The following is an 18,218-nucleotide window of genomic DNA, read 5'->3' as shown; positions in this document are numbered from 1 at the left end:
GCACGCTTTCCCGACATGACAGACGGTGCACGGTCGGCGACTCGACCGGGGCGGGCGCCCCGGGAGGTCGCGACGCACTGCCCGTACTGCGCCCTCCAGTGCGGCATGACCCTGCGCACCGACGACGGCGGGGTGACTGTGCTTCCCCGGCAGTTCCCCACCAACCGTGGCGGGCTCTGCCAGAAGGGCTGGACCGCCGCCGACCTGCTCGACCACCCGGACCGGCTGACCACTCCCCTGCTGCGCGACGCCGCCACCGGCGAGCTGCGCCGGGCGAGCTGGGACGCCGCGCTGGACCGGATCGTCTCCGGCATCCGCACCGTCCAGGACACCGCCGGCCGGGACGCCGTCGCCGTGTTCGGCGGCGGCGGCCTGACCAACGAGAAGGCGTACGCGCTGGGGAAGTTCGCCCGGATCGGGCTGCGTACCCGGCACATCGACTACAACGGACGGTTCTGCATGTCCTCGGCGGCGGCGGCCGGGATGCGCGCCTTCGGCATCGACAGAGGGCTGCCGTTCCCGCTCTCCGACCTGGGTCGCGCCGACACCCTGCTGCTGGTCGGCGCCAACCCGGCGGAGACCATGCCGCCGCTGGTGCGCTGGCTCACCGAGCAACGCCAGGCCGGCGGCCGGCTGATCGTCGTCGACCCCCGGGTCACCGCCACCGCCCGCCAGGCCGACCTGTACCTGCAACCGCTGCCCGGCACCGACCTCGCGGTGGCCAACGCGCTGCTGCACATCGCGCTCACCGAGGGTTGGGTCGACCAGGCGTACGTGGCCGGGCGGACCACCGGCTTCGAGGCGGTCCGCCGCAGCGTCGCCGCCTGGTGGCCGGCCCGCGCCGAGCAGCTCTCCGGGGTGCCGGTGGCCGACCTGGAGGCGACCGCCCGGGCGCTGGGCACCGGCGGACGGGTGATCATCCTGACCGCGCGTGGTGCCGAGCAACACGCCAAGGGCGTGGACACCGTCACCGCGTACGTCAATCTGGCCCTGGCCCTCGGGCTGCCCGGCCGGGACGGGTCGGGGTACGGCTGCCTCACCGGCCAGGGCAACGGCCAGGGCGGGCGCGAGCACGGGCAGAAGGCCGACCAGCTCCCCGGGTACCGGCGCATCGACGACCCGGCGGCCCGGGAGCACGTCGCCGGGGTCTGGGGCGTTCCGGCCGACGAGCTGCCCGGCCCGGGTGTGCCGGCGTACCAACTGCTCGACTCGCTCGGCACCCCGGACGGCCCGCGCGCGTTGCTGGTGTTCGGCTCGAACCCGGTGGTCTCCGCGCCCCGGGCGGCCCGGATCGAACGCCGGCTGCGCGACCTCGACCTGCTTGTCGTCGCCGACCTGCTGCTCTCCGAGACGGCGGCGCTCGCCGACGTGGTGCTGCCCACCGCGCAGTGGGCCGAGGAGGACGGCACGATGACCAACCTGGAGGGACGGGTGCTGCGCCGGCGCGCGCTGCGCCCACCCCCGCCCGGCGTCCGGACCGACCTGGCCATCATTTCCGCCCTGGCGGAGAGGCTGACCGTCGACGACGCGGCGACGCGGTTCCCGGCCGACCCGGCTGCCGTCTTCGCCGAGTTGCGTCGTGCCTCCGCCGGCGGCGCCGCCGACTACGCAGGTATCAGCTGGGACCGGATCGACACCGCCGACGGCGTGCACTGGCCCTGCCCCAGCGAGGACGGACCGGACACGCCGCGACTCTTCGCCGACCGCTTCGCCACCCCCGACGGCCGGGCCCGCTTCCACCCCGTCGACCACCGGCCGGCCGCCGAGGAGGTGTGCGCCACGTACCCACTGCACTTCACCACCGGCCGGGTGCTGGCCCAGTACCAGTCGGGCACCCAGACCCGCCGGGTGGCCGCGCTGCGCCGCGCCGCGCCCGAGGCGTTCGTCGAGCTGCATCCCGACCTGGCGGCCCGGCTGGGCATCGACGACGGCGACCAGGTGCTTGTCACGTCCCGTCGGGGTGAACTGCGCGCGCCGGCCCGACTCAGCGCGGGCATCCGACCGGACACCGTCTTCGCTCCGTTCCACTGGGCCGGGGCGGCCCGGGCCAACTCGGTGACCAACGACGCCGTGGACCCGATCTCCGGGATGCCCGAATTCAAGATCTGCGCGGTCCGGGTGGAGAAGGCATGACCACCCGCATCGTGATCGTCGGCAACGGGATGGCGGGCGCCCGCCTCGCCGGCGAGCTGCACGCCCGCGAGGGGGACCGGAAGGTCACGGTCCTCGGCGCCGAACCGCACCGCGCGTACAACCGGATCATGCTGTCCACCCTGCTGGCCGGCCGGATCGGCGAGCCGGACGTGGAGCTGACCGAGGCCGCCGGTCACGGCATCGACGTGCGCACCGGCGTACCGGTGACCACTGTGGACCGGTCCGCCCGCGAGGTTCGCACCGCCGACGGCGAACGCATCGGGTACGACCACCTGGTGCTCGCCACCGGCGCCCGGGCCGTGGTGCCGCCCCTGCCCGGCCTGGACCCCGCCGACCTGCCGCCACGGGTCGTGCCGTTCCGAACCCTTGACGACTGCCGACGGATCATCGCGGCGGCGGACGGCGCCCGCAGCGCGCTCGTGCTCGGCGGCGGACTGCTCGGCCTGGAGGCCGCCCGGGGGCTGACCAACCGGGGGCTGACCACGACAGTGGTGCACCACACCGGGCACCTGATGGAGCGCCAGCTCGACCCGGCGGCCGGCGCCGTGCTCGCCGGTACGCTCGCCGCCCTCGGCGTCACCAGCCAACTCGCCGTACCGGCCACCGGCGTGGTCGCTGACGACGCCGGCGTACGCCTCGACCTGGCCGACGGCCGGTCGCTGCGCGCCGATCTGCTGGTGCTCTCCTGCGGGGTACGCCCGGACACCGCCCTCGCGCGGGCCGCCGGGCTTACCGTGCGACGCGGCGTGGTGGTGGACGACCGGCTGCGCACCGACGACAGGTCCATCTCGGCGATCGGCGACTGCGCCGAACACGACGGGACGCTCACCGGCCTGGTGGCGCCCGCCTGGGCGCAGGCCCGGGTGCTCGCCGACGTGCTGACCGGCACCGACCCGCTGGCCCGCTACCGGCCACGACCGGTGGTGACCCGGCTGAAGGCGGCCGGAATCGACCTGGCCGCCATGGGTGAGGCGGTGGGCGGCGAACCGGGCGAGGAGCTGACGTTCGCCGACCCGGCCCGGGGCACGTACGCCAGGTTGCGGATCCGCGACGAGCGTCTGGTCGGCGCGATCCTGCTCGGCGACAACCCGGCGGTCGGCACGGTGATCCAGCTGTTCGACCGTGGCCATCCGGTGCCGGCCGACCGGCGGGCGTTGCTGCTGGGTCGGGCAGTGGGCACGACCGCCGCCGCGCCGGCCGCCTCACCGGCGCTGATGCCGGACGCGGTCACCGTCTGCCAGTGCAACACGGTGACCAAGGGCACGCTGGTGCGCTGCTGGCGCTCAGGTGCCCGGACGGTCGACGCGGTGGTGGCGGCCACCCGCGCCGGTACGGGCTGCGGCGGCTGCCGCGACGCGGTCGCCGGCATCGTCGACTGGCTGTCCGAAGCGGAATCGGTGGAGGTGACGCGATGAGCGGCGACCTGGTGGTCATCGGCAACGGAATGGTCGGGCAGCGTTTCGTCGACGCGCTGCGCGCCCGGGACCCGCGGGGACGCTGGCGGGTCACAGTGCTGGGCGAGGAGCGGCGGGCGGCGTACGACCGGGTGCGGCTGTCGGCGTTCTTCGACGGGGTGAGCGAGGACGACCTCAACCTGCACACCCCGCACGACGGGGTCCGGCTGCGTCTCGGCGAGCCGGCCACCGCCATCGACAGGGACCGGCGGGTGGTGACCACCGCCGTCGGCGAGTACCCGTACGACGCGCTGGTGCTGGCCACCGGCTCGTACGCGTTCGTGCCGCCGGTGCCCGGCACGGAGCTGCCCGGGGTCTTCGTCTACCGGACCCTTGACGACCTCACGGCCATCCGGGCGTACGCGCGGGGCCGGCGGGCCGGCGCGGTGATCGGCGGCGGGCTGCTCGGGTTGGAGGCGGCGAACGCCCTGCGGCTGCTGGGTCTGCGCACCGAGGTGGTCGAGTTCGCGCCCCGGCTGATGCCTGTGCAGGTGGACCAGGCCGGTGGGGCGATGTTGCGGCGCTACGTCGAGGAGCTGGGCGTCCGTACCCACCTCGGGGTGGCCACCACCGCGATCCGGCCCGGCCCGGACGGCGCGGTCGCCGCCCTGGAACTCTCCGACGGCGGCACAGTCGACGCCGAGCTGGTGGTGGTGGCCGCCGGCATCCGCCCGCGCGACGAGCTGGCGCGTACCGCCGGTCTGCCGGTGGGGCCGCGCGGCGGGGTGCTCGTCGACGAGGCGTGCCGCAGCGCCGACGAGCGGATCTGGGCGGTAGGCGAGTGCGCGGCGGTCGACGGCACCTGCCACGGCCTGGTCGCGCCGGGGTACGCGACGGCCGAGGTGGTGGCCGACCGGCTGGTCGGTGGCGCGGCGACCTTCCCGGGCGCGGACACCGCCACCAAGCTCAAGCTGCTCGGCGTGGACGTGGCCTCGTTCGGTGACGCGCACGGCACCACCGAGGGCTGCTTCGACGTCACGTTCACCGACCCGGCCACCCGGGTGTACGCGAAGCTGGTCCTCTCCGACGACGCGCACACCCTGCTCGGCGGGGTGCTGGTAGGTGACGCCAGCGCGTACCCGACGTTGCGGGCCAGCGTGGGCGGTCCGTTGCCGGCGGCGCCGCTGGCGCTGCTCGCGCCCGACGGCGGCGGCGCGGACGCCGGCGCGCTTCCCGCCACCGCGCAGGTCTGCTCCTGCAACGCGGTGACCCGTGGCGATGTGGACGCCGCGATCGCCGACGGCTGCTCGGATGTGCCGGCGTTGAAGGCATGCACCAGGGCCGGCACGAGCTGCGGGTCCTGTGTGCCGATGCTCAAGCAACTGCTGGACGCGGCAGGGGTGACACAGTCCAGCGCGCTTTGCGAGCACTTCGACGTCAGCCGGCGGGAGCTGTTCGAGATCGTCCGGGTACGCGGCATCCGCACCTTCTCCCGGCTGGTCGCCGAGCACGGCCGGGGGCGCGGCTGCGACATCTGCAAGCCTGTGGTGGCGTCGATCCTCGCCTCGCTGGGCAGCGGGCACGTGCTCGACGGGGAGCAGGCGTCGTTGCAGGACACCAACGACCACTTCCTGGCCAACCTGCAACGCGACGGCAGCTACTCGGTGGTGCCCCGGATCCCCGGCGGCGAGATCACGCCGGAGAAGCTCATCGTGATCGGTGAGGTCGCCAGGGACTTCCAGCTCTACACGAAGATCACCGGTGGGCAGCGGATCGACCTGTTCGGGGCGCGGGTGGAGCAGTTGCCGCAGATCTGGCGGCGGCTCGTGGACGCCGGCTTCGAGTCCGGCCACGCGTACGGCAAGGCGCTGCGCACCGTGAAGTCCTGCGTCGGCGAGACCTGGTGCCGGTACGGCGTACAGGATTCGGTGGGGTTGGCCGTGGCGCTGGAGCTGCGCTACCGGGGGCTACGCGCGCCGCACAAGCTCAAGTCGGCGGTCTCGGGCTGCGCCCGGGAGTGCGCCGAGGCCCGCAGCAAGGACTTCGGCATCATCGCCACGGACAACGGCTGGAACCTGTACGTCGGCGGCAACGGCGGTTTCCGGCCACGGCACGCGGACCTGTTCGCCACCGACCTGACCACCGAGAAGCTGATCACCCTCATCGACAGGTTCCTGATCTACTACATCCGCACCGCGGACCGGCTGCAACGCACCGCCGGCTGGATCGAGGCGCTGGACGGCGGCCTGGACCACCTGCGCGCGGTGATCGTGGACGACTCCCTGGGCCTCTGCGCCGACCTCGACGCGGCGATGGCCCGGCACGTGGAGTCGTACTCCGACGAGTGGCGTGACGTGCTGGAGGACCCGGACCGGCTGCGCCGCTACACCTCGTTCGTCAACGCTCCCGACGTGCCCGACCCGTCGATCACCTTCGCGCTGGAGCGCGGCCAGCGGGTGCCCGCCCGTGGCGGCACCCCGGCCGAAGGTCACCGTCGGCAGCCGGTCGCGCTGGGTCTACCGGAGGTACGGCGATGAACCCCACCATCACAGTGGACTGGACCGCGATCTGCCCCGTCGACCGGCTCGAACCCGATCGGGGGGTCGCTGCCCTGGTCGACGGCGTGCAGGTCGCCCTCTTCCGGACCGTGGACGGGCTGTTCGCGATCGACAACCGCGATCCCGTCTCCGGGGCGTACGTCCTGTCCCGGGGCATCGTGGGCAGTCGAGGCGGTGTCCCCACGGTCGCCTCACCCCTGCACAAGCAGGTGTACGACCTGCGCACCGGGCACTGCCTCGACCTGCCCGGTGTCGCCGTGGCCCGACACGAGGCGCGTTGCCGCGACGGGCTGGTCGAAGTGCGGCTGCGACAGGAGGGTTGATGCGGGACGAACTGGCCGGCTTCACCATCGGGGTGACCGCCGACCGTCGGCGCGACGAACTGGCCGCGCTGCTGGAACGCCGTGGCGCGCGGGTGGTCCTCGCCCCTGCCCTGCGGATCGTGCCGCTCTCCGACGACACCGAGCTGCGCGAGGCGACCCGCGCCTGCCTGGACCAACCGCCCGACATCCTGATGGCCAACACCGGCATCGGTATGCGCGGATGGTTGGAGGCGGCCGAGGGCTGGGGGCTCGCCGAGCCGCTGCGCTCGGTGCTGGCCGGGTCGTACGTGGTGGCCCGGGGTCCCAAGGCACGCGGCGCGATCCGGGCGGCGGGGCTGCACGACCAGTGGTCGCCGGCCTCGGAGAGCTGCGACGAGGTGGTCGACCACCTGCGTCGACGCGGCGTGGCCGGACAGGTGATCGCCATGCAGCTGCACGGTGAACGGCAACCGGAGTGCACACTCGCGCTGGAGGCGGCCGGCGCCACGGTGATCGAGGTGCCGGTCTACAGGTGGGCGCCGCCCACCGACCCGGCGCCGCTGCATCGGCTGATCGACCTGATCGCCGGCCGGCTGGTGGACGCGGTGACGTTCACCTCGGCGCCGGCGGCCGAGGCCCTGCTGAGGGCGGCCGGGGACCGCAGTGAGGCGGTGCTGTCCGCGTTCCGCACCGACGTGCTCGCCAGCTGCGTGGGCGCGGTCACCGCCGAACCGCTGCTGCGGCACGGCGTACCGGTGAGCGCGCCCGGCCGGGCCCGGCTCGGAGCGCTCGTACGCACCATCGTCGACGAACTGCCCCGCCGGACCGTGACGTTGAAGGCCGCCGGGCACCTGCTGACCCTGCGCGGGCACGCCGCCGTGATCGACGGCGAGCTGCGGCCGCTCGCCCCCGCGCCGATGGCGGTGCTGCGGGCGCTGGCCCAGTCCCCCGGCCGGGTGCTGTCGCGTACCGCCCTGCTGCGGACGCTGCCCAGGGGCGCGGACGAGCACGCTGTGGAGATGGCCGTCGCCCGGCTGCGGGCCGGCCTGCGCGCCCCACGTGTGGTGCAGACAGTGGTCAAACGCGGCTACCGGCTCCGGGTGGACTGACGCGTCGCGGTCGGCCGGTACGCACCGACCGACCGCGACGGGCTCAGCCGACGGGCGTGGGGAAACCCCTGCCGTGCTCGGCCTGGAGCCGGAGCATGGCGTGCTCGACCACCGTCACCAGCACCTGCTTGACCGACTCCCGGTGCCGGGCGTCGGTCATCACCAGCGGCACCTGCGGCGAGATGGCCAGCGCCTCGCGGATCTCCTCCGCCTCGTACTGCGGGGCGCCGTCGAAACGGTTGAGCGCCACCACGTACGGCAGGTTGCGGTTCTCGAAGTAGTCCAGGGGGGCGAACGCGTCGGTGATCCGTCGGGTGTCCACCAGCACCGCGGCACCCACCGCACCCCGGATGATCTCGTCCCACATGAACCAGAACCGGGTCTGACCGGGCGTACCGAAGAGGTACAGGATCAGGTCCTGGGCCATCGTGATACGGCCGAAGTCCATGGCGACCGTGGTGGTCTCCTTGCCCGGCACCTTGGACGGATCGTCGATGCCGACACCGGCAGCGGTCATCACCGCCTCGGTGGTCAGCGGCGTGATCTCGGAGATCGAGCCGACAAGCGTCGTCTTACCGACGCCGAAACCGCCCGCGACGACGATCTTCGCGGAGACGATTCCCCGGCTCTGCCGCCCCCCAGCGGGGTCATAGCCTGCGAAGTCCACTTAGCACCCTTCCAAGCAGTTCCATCCGCTCCTCGAACCCCTCGGCGGGAGCAGCAGTGTGTAACGTCAGCAGGCTCTCGGCCACCATGTCGGCGACCAACACCCGGGCAACGCCCAGCGGCATCCGGGTGTACGCGGCGATCTCCGCCAGCGACTGTGCCCGGCCCTCGCAGACCGTGGCGATTCGGTGCTTGTCGTGCCCGGCGAAACGGGACTCGGCGACCTGGGTGAGCGAAGCCGTCAGGACCGCCTCGAGAGCGATGTCCTGCCGGGGCTCCGTACGCCCACGGGTGACCGCGTACGGACGCACCAGCGCACCACGCGGGTCAACGCGCCGTTGGTCCATCCCCGATCACCTCCTCGTCCCCCGCGGAGTCGGCGTACGCCGCCTCCCGTCCCCGACCCGGAACGCGGTTCGCGCGCCGGGTCCCGGTGCTACGAACGCACCGCGTCCCGCGGCAGCGGCACCAGCGCGGCACCGACCCGCTCGACCAGCAACGCCATCTCGTACCCGACCTGGCCCACGTCACAGCTGCGGGCGGCCAGCACGGCCATCGACGAGCCGTCGCTGATCGACATGAGGAAGAGGTATCCGCTGTCCATCTCGATGACTGTCTGCAACACCCCGCCCGCGCTGAACATCCGGGCCGCGCCCTCGGTCAGGCTCACCACGCCGGAGGTGATCGCGGCGAGCTGGTCCGCCCGGTCCGCCGGAAGGTCCCGGGAGGACGCGAGCAGCAGCCCGTCGGCGGACACCGCCACCACGTGGGCGATACCCGCCACGCTGTCGGCGAAGTTGGTGAGCAGCCAACCCATGTCCTGCATGGCAGCTGGCCTGTTCATCGGCTCTCCTTGGTCGAGGTGCTGTTCTGGTCCGTCCCGGCCGTCCGGCCGCGCTGCACGCCGCGGTGGTAGGCCGACAACAGGCCGCGTACTTCATCGGGGGTGCGCCGGCTACGGTCCCGGCCACCCTTCGGTTCGATGCCGCCCGGCACGAGCTGCGCCTGGGGCACCCGCTTGGGCAGCCCCGAGCGGGTCGTACCGGCGGCGGCCGGCTCGGCGGCCCGGCTGGCCCGCGACCAGCCTTCGTCCGCCGCGGTCCGCCAGGCACTGGAATCCGCGGCCGGCGCGCTGGGCGCGGCAGGCGCCGTGCTGCGGGGTACCGGCGGCGGGGTGTACGACGGCGGCGGCGTGGGCGCCGAGGCACCCCGGGTGCCGCCACCTCCGTTGCTGAATCCGTCCATGCTCCCCTTGTTCAGTCCTCCGCTGCCGTCGCCGGAACTGCCCGGCGTGCGGGTCGGCAGCGGCGGTCGGGCCGGCGCGGCGGCCGGCGCGGACGTCGCGGCCGGCTGTGCCCCGACGCCCGTACGCAGGCCGGCGTCGGCCGTGGCGGTGGCCTCCGGTGGCGTGTCGAACTGCGGCCGGGTGAAGATCGCGGTGGCGTCGTCGCCGTGCGACCGGAACCAGACCGCCTCCATCTCCCGGAAGATCGGCGCCTCGGCGGGGAAGTCGGGGCGGGTGCTGACCGGGGTGGCGGGCACCGGCGGCGCGGCCGGCGGGGCCACAGGTGGCGCGACCGGCGGAGCTACCGGCGGTGCGACCGCCCCGGGTCCGGCGACCGGTCCGACCGGCAGCACCGGCGCGGTACGTCCGTCGGCGCTGTCCGCCCCGGAACCGCGCCTGGGCAGCGGGTCGACTGTCGGGTACGCCACCGTCGGGCTGCCCACCGAGGCGCCCACACCGTTGCTGTACGCGGGCCGGGCGGCCGGGGCCGGCGGCGCCGCCTGCTGTGCTCCGGTGAAACCGCCGGCCTGCACGGCAGGTGTGGTGTCGCGCGAGTCCAACGGCGACTGCCACTGGGCCGGCGCGGGCGGGCTGCTGCGCCACTGGTCGGGCAACGTCGCCGCGGCGGTGCCGGCGCCCGCGTACGACTCGGCGTGACCGGCCGGCGTGAGCGGCGTCTGCTCGACAGCCATCGGCTGACGCGGCCGGGTGAGCACCTGCTCGCGACCCCTGTTGCTGGGCAGCACCACTGTCGTGGCGGGCAGCGTCACCTGGGCGACGGTGCCGCCTTCCACGTTGCGGCGCAACTCGACCCGGATGCCGTAGCGCGAGGCGAGCCGGCTCACCACGGCCAGACCCATCAGGCGGAACGCGGCCACGTCCACGCTCGGCGGCGCGGCCAGGCGCCGGTTGAGCGAGTCGAGCTGGTCGTCGGTGAGGCCCAGCCCGCGGTCCTCGATCTGGATCAGCACGTAGTCCCGGATCCGTCGACCGTCGGCGACGACTGTGGTGTTCGGCGGCGAGAACCGGGTCGCGTTGTCGAGCAGCTCGGCGACGAGGCGTACCACGTCGTTCACCGCGTGCGCGGCCACCGAGATGTCGGTGTCCACGGTGCCGAACTCGATGCGGTTGTACAGCTCAACCTCGGACTGCGCGGCGCGCAGGACGTCCACCACGAGCGCGTCGTCGCGACGCGGTACGGCGGAGTCGGCGCCGGCCAGGACCAGCAGGTTTTCGTCGTTGCGGCGCATCCGGGTGGCCAGGTGGTCAAGCTCGAAGAGCTGCGCGAGCCGCTTCGGGTCCTCCTCGCCACGCTCGATCGCGTCCAGCTCGCCGATCATCCGGTCGACCAGGGTCTGACTGCGGCGGGCCAGGTTGAGGAACATCGCGGAGACGCTTGTCCGAAGCGCGGCCTGCTCGGCCGCGACGCGTACCGCCTCGCGGTGGACGACGTTGAAGGCCAGGGCCACCTGACCGACCTCGTCGCGGCTGTTGAGCTGGATCGGGTCGCGCACCTGCCGGACGATCTCGTCCACGCCGCCGTCGCCGACACTGCCCATGTTCTGGAGGCGCTGCACGGCGTCGGGCAGGTCGTGGTTGGCCACCGACAGGGCGCCCTCACGCAGCCGGCGCAGCGAGTGGTTCAACGAGCGGGCCAGAACCACTGCCAGCGTCACGGCGATGATCAGGGTGAGCAGCACCAGCACCGACTCGACAACTGCCTGCCGGATGACTGCCGACCGCGCCTCGTCGGCCTGCGCGAACAGGCGGTTCTGGAGTTGGACCTCGGCCCAGCGCATCAGGTCGTTCACCGCGCCGATGGCGGCGGTGGCGTCCTGCGCGCTGACAAGTGGACGCTGCCCGACGGAGCGGACGAGGTCGGTGGCGACCCGGTCGGCCAGGCCTACCGCGTCACCGGAGACGGTGCTGTCGACGAGCGCCCGCTGCACCGGGTCGGCGGCGAGCGAGAAGGCGACAAGGGCCTCCTGCTGGCTGGTCAGGGTGGCCACGAACGAGGAGAACTGCTCCTCGTCGAGCTGTCCGGCGGTCAGCGCGGTGAAGGCCACCGCCTGCTCCTCGGCCACCGCCGCCTTGGCGCGGGCGAACGCGGCGACGGCCCGACGGCTGTCCGAGAGGCTCTCGTCGCCGGGCAGCTGGGCGAGCCCGTCCCCGTAGGCGACCAGGTCGGTCAGGATGACGCCGTACCGCAGCACCGCCTCGGCGACCGCCATCTGACGGCGGTCGAGCACCTCCTGCCGGGTACCGTCCAAAGTGGACAGATGGTCGTCGATCGCGGCCAACCGGTCCCGCAGCGCCGCCGGCACCTCGCCGATCCGGCCCCGCTCGGCGCGGTACTCGTCGATCCGCTGCTGCGTCTGCCGGACCCGCAGGTTGAACGCGTCGGCGGGCTGCTGCGGGGTGGCCAGGTAGGTCGCCGCGGCCATCCGTTCGGACTGGAGGTCCTGCGTGAGCGCGCTGACGTCGATGGAGAGCGCGGTCAGCGACCGTGCCCGGGTGGCGTCGAAGGCGCCCTCGCCGACCGAGATCAGCCGGACCGTGGCCAGCGCGATCACCGCCGCCACGGGGACGACCAGGATCAGCGCCAGCTTGGACCGGATCCGGGCGTCACGCAGCCGCGGCAACCCCCGGCGCGGACGCCGGGTGGAGTCGCCGAGCGCGGGCAGGGTCGTCGGTCCGGTGCTCACGACATCGCCTCCGTCGTTTCTTCCCCGCCTGACCCGCCGAACCGTGCCGTGAGCGGAGGGGACCACGCGCGGCACGGCCGCGATTTCATCAGAGAAGATCCTGTTTGGGAAGCCGCAGTGCGGTAGGAAACGGTCGGACGGCGCGGAACCCGTGATCCGGTCAACTGATACCTTCATTTCCGCAAGCCCCTGATCAGGGCATGTAACTCCAGAGTGGTCACGCGTGTATGCAAAGTGAGCTTTTGCAAACATTGCGTTACCCCAGCATGTGGGATGGCCGTCCCGAAAATGCAACCGGGGTCCGCGCTTGACCACAGCGCCGGCCATTGGCAAGGTTTTGCAGGCTTCGCGCACACCGTACGGCAGAGGAGATCCCGTCCTCCACTGAGGACGGATTAGCGGCGGTGACCGGGCAGCGCCCGCGCCCGCACCTGGAGGACTGAGTTGAGCCCCATCCGCTCCGCGACCATCGCGGCGCTCGCATCGGCCGTAGTTGCCACCACGCTCACCGGCTGCCAGTTCGGCGGGGACGACAAGGACACGAGTCCGATCGTGATCGCTGCGGACCTCGAACTCTCCGGCGCCGCCGCCCCCGTCGGGCGGGCATACCAGCGTGCGTTGGAACTCAAGAGGGACCAGTTGAACTCGTCCGGCGCACTGAACGGCCGGAAGATCGACCTGAAGGTCAAGGACAACCGTTCCGACGCCGCCGAGTCACTGCGCAACATCGCCGACTTCAGCAGCGATTCCCAAGTCAGCGCCATCATCATGGGCGGCTGTAACGAATGCGCGGTGGGTGCGGTCGGCACCATCAACGAGAAGCGGATTCCCACCATTGCGCTAGCCGCTTCCGGGGCGATCGCCGCTCCGGTCGCCGAACGGCGCTACGTGTTCAAGCTGGGCCCGAACGCCGCCGACAGCGCCGCCGCGCTGACCTCCGAACTGCGCCGCAAGGGCGTCCGCAAGGTCGGTCTGCTCTACAGCGACGACGACTACGGCCGGGAGGGCGCGACCGCGCTGCGCCGCGAACTGGCCAAGGTCAGCATCAAAGCGTCCGGCGAGCAGGTGGTGAAGACCACCGACACCGAGGTCGGCCAGCAGATCGGCCAGCTCACCTCGAAGAAGCCCGACGCGCTTGTCATCTGGACGCCGCCGGAGCAGGCGGCGCTGGCCGCGACCAGCGCGCAGCAGGCCGCCTTCAAGGGATCGCTCTTCTTCGACGCGGGAGCGGCAGGTGACCTGTTCCTCGGCGCGGCGGCCCGCGCCACCGAACAGGCCACGCTCATCTTCACGCAGACGATGGTGATCGACGACGTCATCGCCACCACGCCGGCGAAGGCGGCCCGGCGGCAGTGGTTCCAGGACTACACGGCGCGCTACGGCGGGTACAACGGATCGTCGTCGTTCGCCGCCGACGCCGTGCAGCTGATCGCCGACGCCGAACTGCGGGCCGGCGGCGAGATCGGCACGGTGGATCGCAGCGGCATCCGCGACGTGCTGGAGACGTCCCAGATGGACGGCCTCTCCGGCCCGATCCGGATGACGCCTGACAACCACTCCGGGCTGATGCCGCAGGCACTGACCACGCTCGTCGCCCGCAACGGCCGCTGGCGGCTGGCGGGCTGAGCACCACCACGAACGGCGAGGGCCGGCCCCCAACCAGGGGGCCGGCCCTCGCCGTTGTCCGGCCGGTGGAGCCGTCAGCGGCTGCTGGTGGTCTCGCGTACCCAGGGCAGGGCGATCCGCTCGATGAGCAGCAGCGCCGAGTAGAGCAGGATGCTCACCAGCGCCACCAGCATGATCGCCGCCCAGGCGGTGGCGGTGTCGCCGACGCCCGCGTACTGGAGGATGACGTAGCCCAGGCCGCTCTCACCGGCCTGGAACTCACCGATCACCGCGCCGATCGCGGCAAGCGGCATGGCCACCTTGAGACCGACGAAGATCTGCGGCAGCGCGGCCGGGAAACGCACCTTGCGGAACGCCTGCCAGCGGGAGGCGTTCCAGGAACGCACCAGCTCCGCCAGGTCGGACGGGGTGGTGGTCAGCCCGGTCGCGGTGGACAGCACGATCGGGAAGAAGCACAGCAGGAACACCATGGTCAGGATGGGCTTCTGACCCCATCCCAACGCCACCACGAGCAGCGGGCCCAGCGTGATCTTCGGCACCGCGTTCACCGCGACCAGCAGCGGGGTGAACATCCGCTCCACGGTGCGGGAGCTGGCCAGGGACAGTCCGATCAGGACGCCGGCGGCCGCCGACAGGGCGAAGCCGAACAGGATCTCCAGCAGCGTGTCCCAGGTGTGTTCCAACATCCGGGCGGGCTTGTCGACGAACGCGGCGAGCACGTCGCCCGGCGGCGGCAGGGCAGCCGGGTGGACCAGCTCCAGCCGGGCGATGAGCCACCACGCCGCCAGGGCCACGACGATGCCGGCCACGGGCAGCAGCGTCGCCCCGGTCCCGGCGCGCAGGCCGGCGCCCCGACCCGCCTCGCGGCCGGGACCCGGAGGCGGGGTCGCCGCCACGGCCGGCTCTGCTGAGCGGACGTCGGTCATCTTCTTCTCCTCGATATCCCACGGCCGCGGGGGCCGGCAAGCGACGGGGGTACGTCCCACCGGATGCGGCGGGACGTACCCCCTGGTGACACCGGACGATCAGGCCTTCGGCGCGAGGCTGAAGTCGATGATCTGCTCGGGGGTGATGTTCTGCTTCAGAGCGCCCGCGCCCTGCAGGATCGCGATGCTCTTGGCGACCCGGCCGCTGTCGAGCGTGCCGATGGCGGTGCCCGAGTTGCCGGAGCGGACGTACGCGGCCATCAGCTCCAGCTCGGCGGCGGCGGAGGCGATGTTGGTGGCGTCGACATTCTTCTTCAGCAGGTCGGCGGCCTCCTTCGGGTTCGCCAGGCTGTACTCCAGGCCCTTGAGCAGCGCCGTGGTGAACTTCTTCACCATCTCCGGCTTCTCCTTGGCGATCTTCGAGGAGGTGATCAGCACGTTGCCGTAGAGGTCCTGCATCACGTTGCTGTACGGCAGCATGACGGCCTTCTTCTTGGCCACCGCCTCGATCGTCGGCTGACCGACGACGAACTGGCCGATGCCGTCGACCGAGCCGGAGGCCAGCGTGCCGATCAGTGCCTGCGCCTCACCGTTGACCCAGGTCACCTTGCTGGCGTCCACACCGGCGAGCCGGGCGTACGTCGGGAACAGGTTGCGGACCACGGAGCCGGGGGTGTCGGCGAGCTTCTTGCCCTCGAGGTCCTTCGGGGAGGCGATGTTCTTGCCCTCGACGGTGGCGATGCCGGCCATCGTGCGCTGCTGGATCGCGGCCACCGCGACGAAGTCCTTCGCCTGGCCGTTGCCGAGTTGGAGCAGACCGCCGGTGAGGTCGATCGGCCCGAAGTCGGCCTGGCCGCCGACGACCGTCTGGATGACGCCACCGGTGCCCTGACCAGCCTTGATCTCGACGTCGAACCCGGCCTCCTTGAAGAAGCCCTTCTCCTTCGCCACCCAGGCGTAGGAGTCACGGCCGAAGTTGCCGAAGGAGGTGAGGTAGGTCACCTTCTCCAGTGCCCCGCCGCTGCCGCCCTTGGCGTCGTCACCCGAATCCGACCCGCTGCTGCACGCGGAGACGAGGGCGAGGGCAGTGGCCAGCGCGGCCGTAGCGACCGTACGGGTCAGCCTTCTCATCAGTAGCACCATGTCCTTTCCGACCGGGGCCGGCAGGCCACCGGAGGGGGTTGTCGCGGCGGAACCGGCGAGAGGGGTGGAAGCCGGCACCGCCATCGTGAGGGGACTCTTCGCGGGCACAGCGTACGAGAAACCCACAGTTGCGACGCCAGGCGTATCGGGTTGCGGAACGGAAACAACATGACGACCACCCCGGACGGTGCGATACCTCGACGGCCCCGCTAGCCTTTGTCGGATTCCTGACCGTCCACTCAGCGGAGGCCGCCGGAGATGATCCGACTGTCCGGGGTGTCGCGTACCTTCGAGGGCCGGTCCGGCCGGGTCGAAGCCCTGCGCGGCATCGACCTCGACGTGGCCGACGGCGAGTTCGTCGCCGTCCTCGGCCGCTCGGGCTGCGGCAAGTCCACACTGCTCCGGCTGATCGCCGGGCTGCTCCCGCTGACCGCCGGCGAGATCACCGTGGCCGGTACGCCGATCACCAGGCCCCGCCGGGACATCGCCATGCTCTTCCAGAAACCGGCTCTGCTGCCCTGGCGCAGCGTGCTCGACAACGTCCTGCTGCCGGTCGAGGTCTTCGGCTGGAGCCGCGCCAAGTACCGCGAACGCGCCCGGCAACTGCTCGACGTCGCAGGCCTGTCCGGCTTCGAGAAGCGGCTGCCCCACGAACTCTCCGGCGGCATGCAGCAGCGCGTCTCGCTGTGCCGCTCGCTGATCGGCGAGCCCCGGGTGATGCTGATGGACGAGCCGTTCTCCGCGCTTGACGCGCTCACCCGCGAGGAACTCTCCGGTGAGCTCCAGCGGGTGCACATGGAGAACAAGCCGACGATCGTCTTCGTCACCCACTCGATCGACGAGGCGGTGCTGCTAGCCGACCGGGTGGTCGTGCTGAGCCCCCGCCCCGGTCGGATCCGCAAGGTCGTCGACGTGACCATCCCCCGGCCCCGCACCCTGGGCCGCAACGCCCACCTGGCCGATGTGGCCCAGGTCAGCGCCGACCTGCACGAGCTGTTGATGGAACGCGACCAGCCGGCCGCGGCCGGCGCGGAGGGGCGATGACCATGCGGGTGTCGGTCTTCACCGAGCCGCACCGCGGCGCCACCTACGACGACCAGCTCCGCTTCGCCAAGCTGGTGGAGGCCGGCGGCTACGAGGGTTTCCTGCGCGCCGACCACTACCAGTCGATGGGCGCCGACCCCGGCCTGCCCGGCCCGACCGACGCCTGGCTGACCCTCGCCGCGCTGGCCCGGGAGACCGAACGCATCCGCCTCGGCACCCTTGTGACGTCGGCCACCTTCCGGCTGCCCGGCCCCCTGGCCGTGATGGTCGCGCAGGTCGACCAGATGAGCGGCGGCCGGGTCGAGCTGGGCATCGGCGCCGGCTGGTACGAGCGCGAGCACAGCTCGTACGGCATCCCGTTCCCGGCCGTCGGTGAACGTTTCGACAGGCTCGCCGAGCAGCTTGAGGTGATCACCGGTCTGTGGGCGACGCCGCCCGGCGAGACGTACCGCTTCACCGGTGACCACTACCGGCTGGTGGACGCGCCCGCCCTGCCCAAACCGGTGCAGGTGCCCGGGCCACCGATCATCGTGGGTGGACGCGGCCCCAAGCGCACGCCCGACCTGGCCGCCCGGTACGCCACGGAGTTCAACATGCCGTTCAAGTCCGTGGCGGAGACCGCCACGGCGTACGACCGGGTGCGGGAGGCGTGCGACCGCGCGGACCGGGCCGGCTCCGGGCGCGCGCCGCTCGTACTCTCCGCCGGGATCGTGGTGGCCATCGGCCGGACCGACGCGGAGGCGCAGCGGCGTGCCGCTCCCCTGCACGAGAAGAGCGCGTTGCCGCCGGAGGACCCGGTGGTCGGTTCGCCCGCGCAGCTCGTGCAGCGCCTCGGCGAGTTCGCCGAGATCGGCGCCACCCGCGTGCACCTGCGGATGACCGACCTCGCCGACCTCGACCACCTTGAGCTGATCGCCGCCGAGGTGCTCCCGCAACTGGACGGAGAACGATGACCAACGTGATCGACGGAACCGAACTCGGGCCGGTGGGCCAGGAGATCGTGTACGAGAACGACCGGGTCCGGGTCTGGCACATCCGGCTCGAGCCGGGTGAGCGGCAGCCACTGCACCGGCACGACCACCCCTACCTCGTGGTGGCGATCGAGGGCGCGAAGAACGTCGTACAGACCGTCGACGGGACCCGGATCGACGCCGACGAGCCCACCGGCGGAGTGGTCTACCGGGACCCGGGAGCAGTGCACATGCTCACAAATGTCGGAGACACGACTTACCTGGCCCGGCTGGTCGAACTCAAGTAGACCCGCCGGACGCGGGCCGGCGCGCCGCGCGGCGCGCCGGTGGCGATC

The 18,218-nt window shown here is 72.3% G+C and carries 15 protein-coding genes; 9 read left to right on the top strand and 6 right to left on the bottom strand.

Annotated elements, in window-relative coordinates; genetic code table 11:
• Nucleotides 1–15 precede the first annotated feature (15 nt).
• The 5 genes from ACFY1S_RS11285 to ACFY1S_RS11265 are packed head-to-tail and all read left to right on the top strand — an operon-like array spanning nucleotide 16 to nucleotide 7,517.
• Entirely contained in the window at nucleotides 16–2,133 is a 2,118-nt protein-coding gene (locus tag ACFY1S_RS11285) for a molybdopterin oxidoreductase family protein (protein ID WP_387115540.1), read from the top strand.
• Nucleotides 2,130–3,569, top strand: coding sequence for an FAD-dependent oxidoreductase (locus ACFY1S_RS11280; RefSeq protein ID WP_387115537.1), 1,440 nt, complete (start codon nucleotides 2,130–2,132; stop codon nucleotides 3,567–3,569). The genes ACFY1S_RS11285 and ACFY1S_RS11280 overlap by 4 nt, the downstream gene beginning before the upstream one ends.
• Nucleotides 3,566–6,085, top strand: coding sequence for a nitrite reductase large subunit NirB (nirB, locus tag ACFY1S_RS11275; RefSeq protein WP_387115533.1), 2,520 nt, complete (start codon nucleotides 3,566–3,568; stop codon nucleotides 6,083–6,085). Before ACFY1S_RS11280 ends, nirB begins: the two co-directional genes overlap by 4 nt.
• Nucleotides 6,082–6,429, top strand: a complete 348-nt coding sequence (gene nirD / locus ACFY1S_RS11270) for a nitrite reductase small subunit NirD (protein ID WP_364375512.1) — start codon at nucleotides 6,082–6,084, stop codon at nucleotides 6,427–6,429. The genes nirB and nirD overlap by 4 nt, the downstream gene beginning before the upstream one ends.
• The gene (locus ACFY1S_RS11265; protein WP_364375515.1) at nucleotides 6,429–7,517 is read left to right on the top strand and encodes a uroporphyrinogen-III synthase; all 1,089 of its coding nucleotides are present in this window, start codon (nucleotides 6,429–6,431) and stop codon (nucleotides 7,515–7,517) included. The genes nirD and ACFY1S_RS11265 overlap by 1 nt, the downstream gene beginning before the upstream one ends.
• Nucleotides 7,518–7,560: 43 nt before the next feature.
• Here the strand turns inward: ACFY1S_RS11265 and ACFY1S_RS11260 are convergent, their stop codons facing one another.
• The 4 genes from ACFY1S_RS11260 to ACFY1S_RS11245 form a co-directional block, all read right to left on the bottom strand.
• The gene (locus tag ACFY1S_RS11260; protein WP_364375518.1) at nucleotides 7,561–8,184 is read right to left on the bottom strand and encodes an ATP/GTP-binding protein; all 624 of its coding nucleotides are present in this window, start codon (nucleotides 8,182–8,184) and stop codon (nucleotides 7,561–7,563) included.
• A complete protein-coding gene (locus ACFY1S_RS11255; RefSeq protein WP_088950207.1) occupies nucleotides 8,165–8,530 on the bottom strand; it encodes a DUF742 domain-containing protein in 366 nt (121 codons plus the stop codon). The genes ACFY1S_RS11260 and ACFY1S_RS11255 overlap by 20 nt, the downstream gene beginning before the upstream one ends.
• A gap of 89 nt (nucleotides 8,531–8,619) precedes the next feature.
• A complete protein-coding gene (locus ACFY1S_RS11250; protein WP_030329975.1) occupies nucleotides 8,620–9,027 on the bottom strand; it encodes a roadblock/LC7 domain-containing protein in 408 nt (135 codons plus the stop codon).
• Nucleotides 9,024–12,173 carry a nitrate- and nitrite sensing domain-containing protein gene (locus ACFY1S_RS11245; protein WP_387115527.1) on the bottom strand — a complete coding sequence of 1,050 codons (3,150 nt, stop codon included), beginning with the start codon at nucleotides 12,171–12,173 and terminating at the stop codon, nucleotides 9,024–9,026. Before ACFY1S_RS11245 ends, ACFY1S_RS11250 begins: the two co-directional genes overlap by 4 nt.
• 468 nt (nucleotides 12,174–12,641) lie before the next feature.
• Here ACFY1S_RS11245 and ACFY1S_RS11240 point away from each other — a divergent pair, with 468 nt between their 5' ends.
• The gene (locus ACFY1S_RS11240; RefSeq protein WP_387116046.1) at nucleotides 12,642–13,799 is read left to right on the top strand and encodes an ABC transporter substrate-binding protein; all 1,158 of its coding nucleotides are present in this window, start codon (nucleotides 12,642–12,644) and stop codon (nucleotides 13,797–13,799) included.
• A 74-nt stretch (nucleotides 13,800–13,873) separates the two neighbouring features.
• Here the strand turns inward: ACFY1S_RS11240 and ACFY1S_RS11235 are convergent, their stop codons facing one another.
• Both ACFY1S_RS11235 and ACFY1S_RS11230 read right to left on the bottom strand, forming a co-directional pair.
• Nucleotides 13,874–14,725 carry an ABC transporter permease gene (locus ACFY1S_RS11235; protein ID WP_139583398.1) on the bottom strand — a complete coding sequence of 284 codons (852 nt, stop codon included), beginning with the start codon at nucleotides 14,723–14,725 and terminating at the stop codon, nucleotides 13,874–13,876.
• A 99-nt stretch (nucleotides 14,726–14,824) separates the two neighbouring features.
• Entirely contained in the window at nucleotides 14,825–15,856 is a 1,032-nt protein-coding gene (locus ACFY1S_RS11230; RefSeq protein ID WP_387115524.1) for an ABC transporter substrate-binding protein, read from the bottom strand.
• A gap of 270 nt (nucleotides 15,857–16,126) precedes the next feature.
• Here ACFY1S_RS11230 and ACFY1S_RS11225 point away from each other — a divergent pair, with 270 nt between their 5' ends.
• From ACFY1S_RS11225 to ACFY1S_RS11215, 3 genes are read left to right on the top strand one after another with little or no spacing between them, the layout of a single operon-like run.
• The gene (locus tag ACFY1S_RS11225) at nucleotides 16,127–16,912 is read left to right on the top strand and encodes an ABC transporter ATP-binding protein (protein WP_387115521.1); all 786 of its coding nucleotides are present in this window, start codon (nucleotides 16,127–16,129) and stop codon (nucleotides 16,910–16,912) included.
• A 2-nt stretch (nucleotides 16,913–16,914) separates the two neighbouring features.
• A complete protein-coding gene (locus tag ACFY1S_RS11220) occupies nucleotides 16,915–17,865 on the top strand; it encodes an LLM class F420-dependent oxidoreductase (protein WP_387116042.1) in 951 nt (316 codons plus the stop codon).
• Nucleotides 17,862–18,170 (top strand): cupin, encoded by a 309-nt coding sequence (locus ACFY1S_RS11215; protein ID WP_203177721.1) that lies wholly within the window; start codon nucleotides 17,862–17,864, stop codon nucleotides 18,168–18,170. The genes ACFY1S_RS11220 and ACFY1S_RS11215 overlap by 4 nt, the downstream gene beginning before the upstream one ends.
• The last annotated feature ends 48 nt before the right edge of the window (nucleotides 18,171–18,218 follow it).

Source organism: Micromonospora sp. NPDC000663, from assembly GCF_042898105.1.
In the GTDB taxonomy this organism is placed as follows: Bacteria; Actinomycetota; Actinomycetes; order Mycobacteriales; family Micromonosporaceae; genus Micromonospora.
This window is presented reverse-complemented; position numbering and strand designations above follow the sequence as displayed.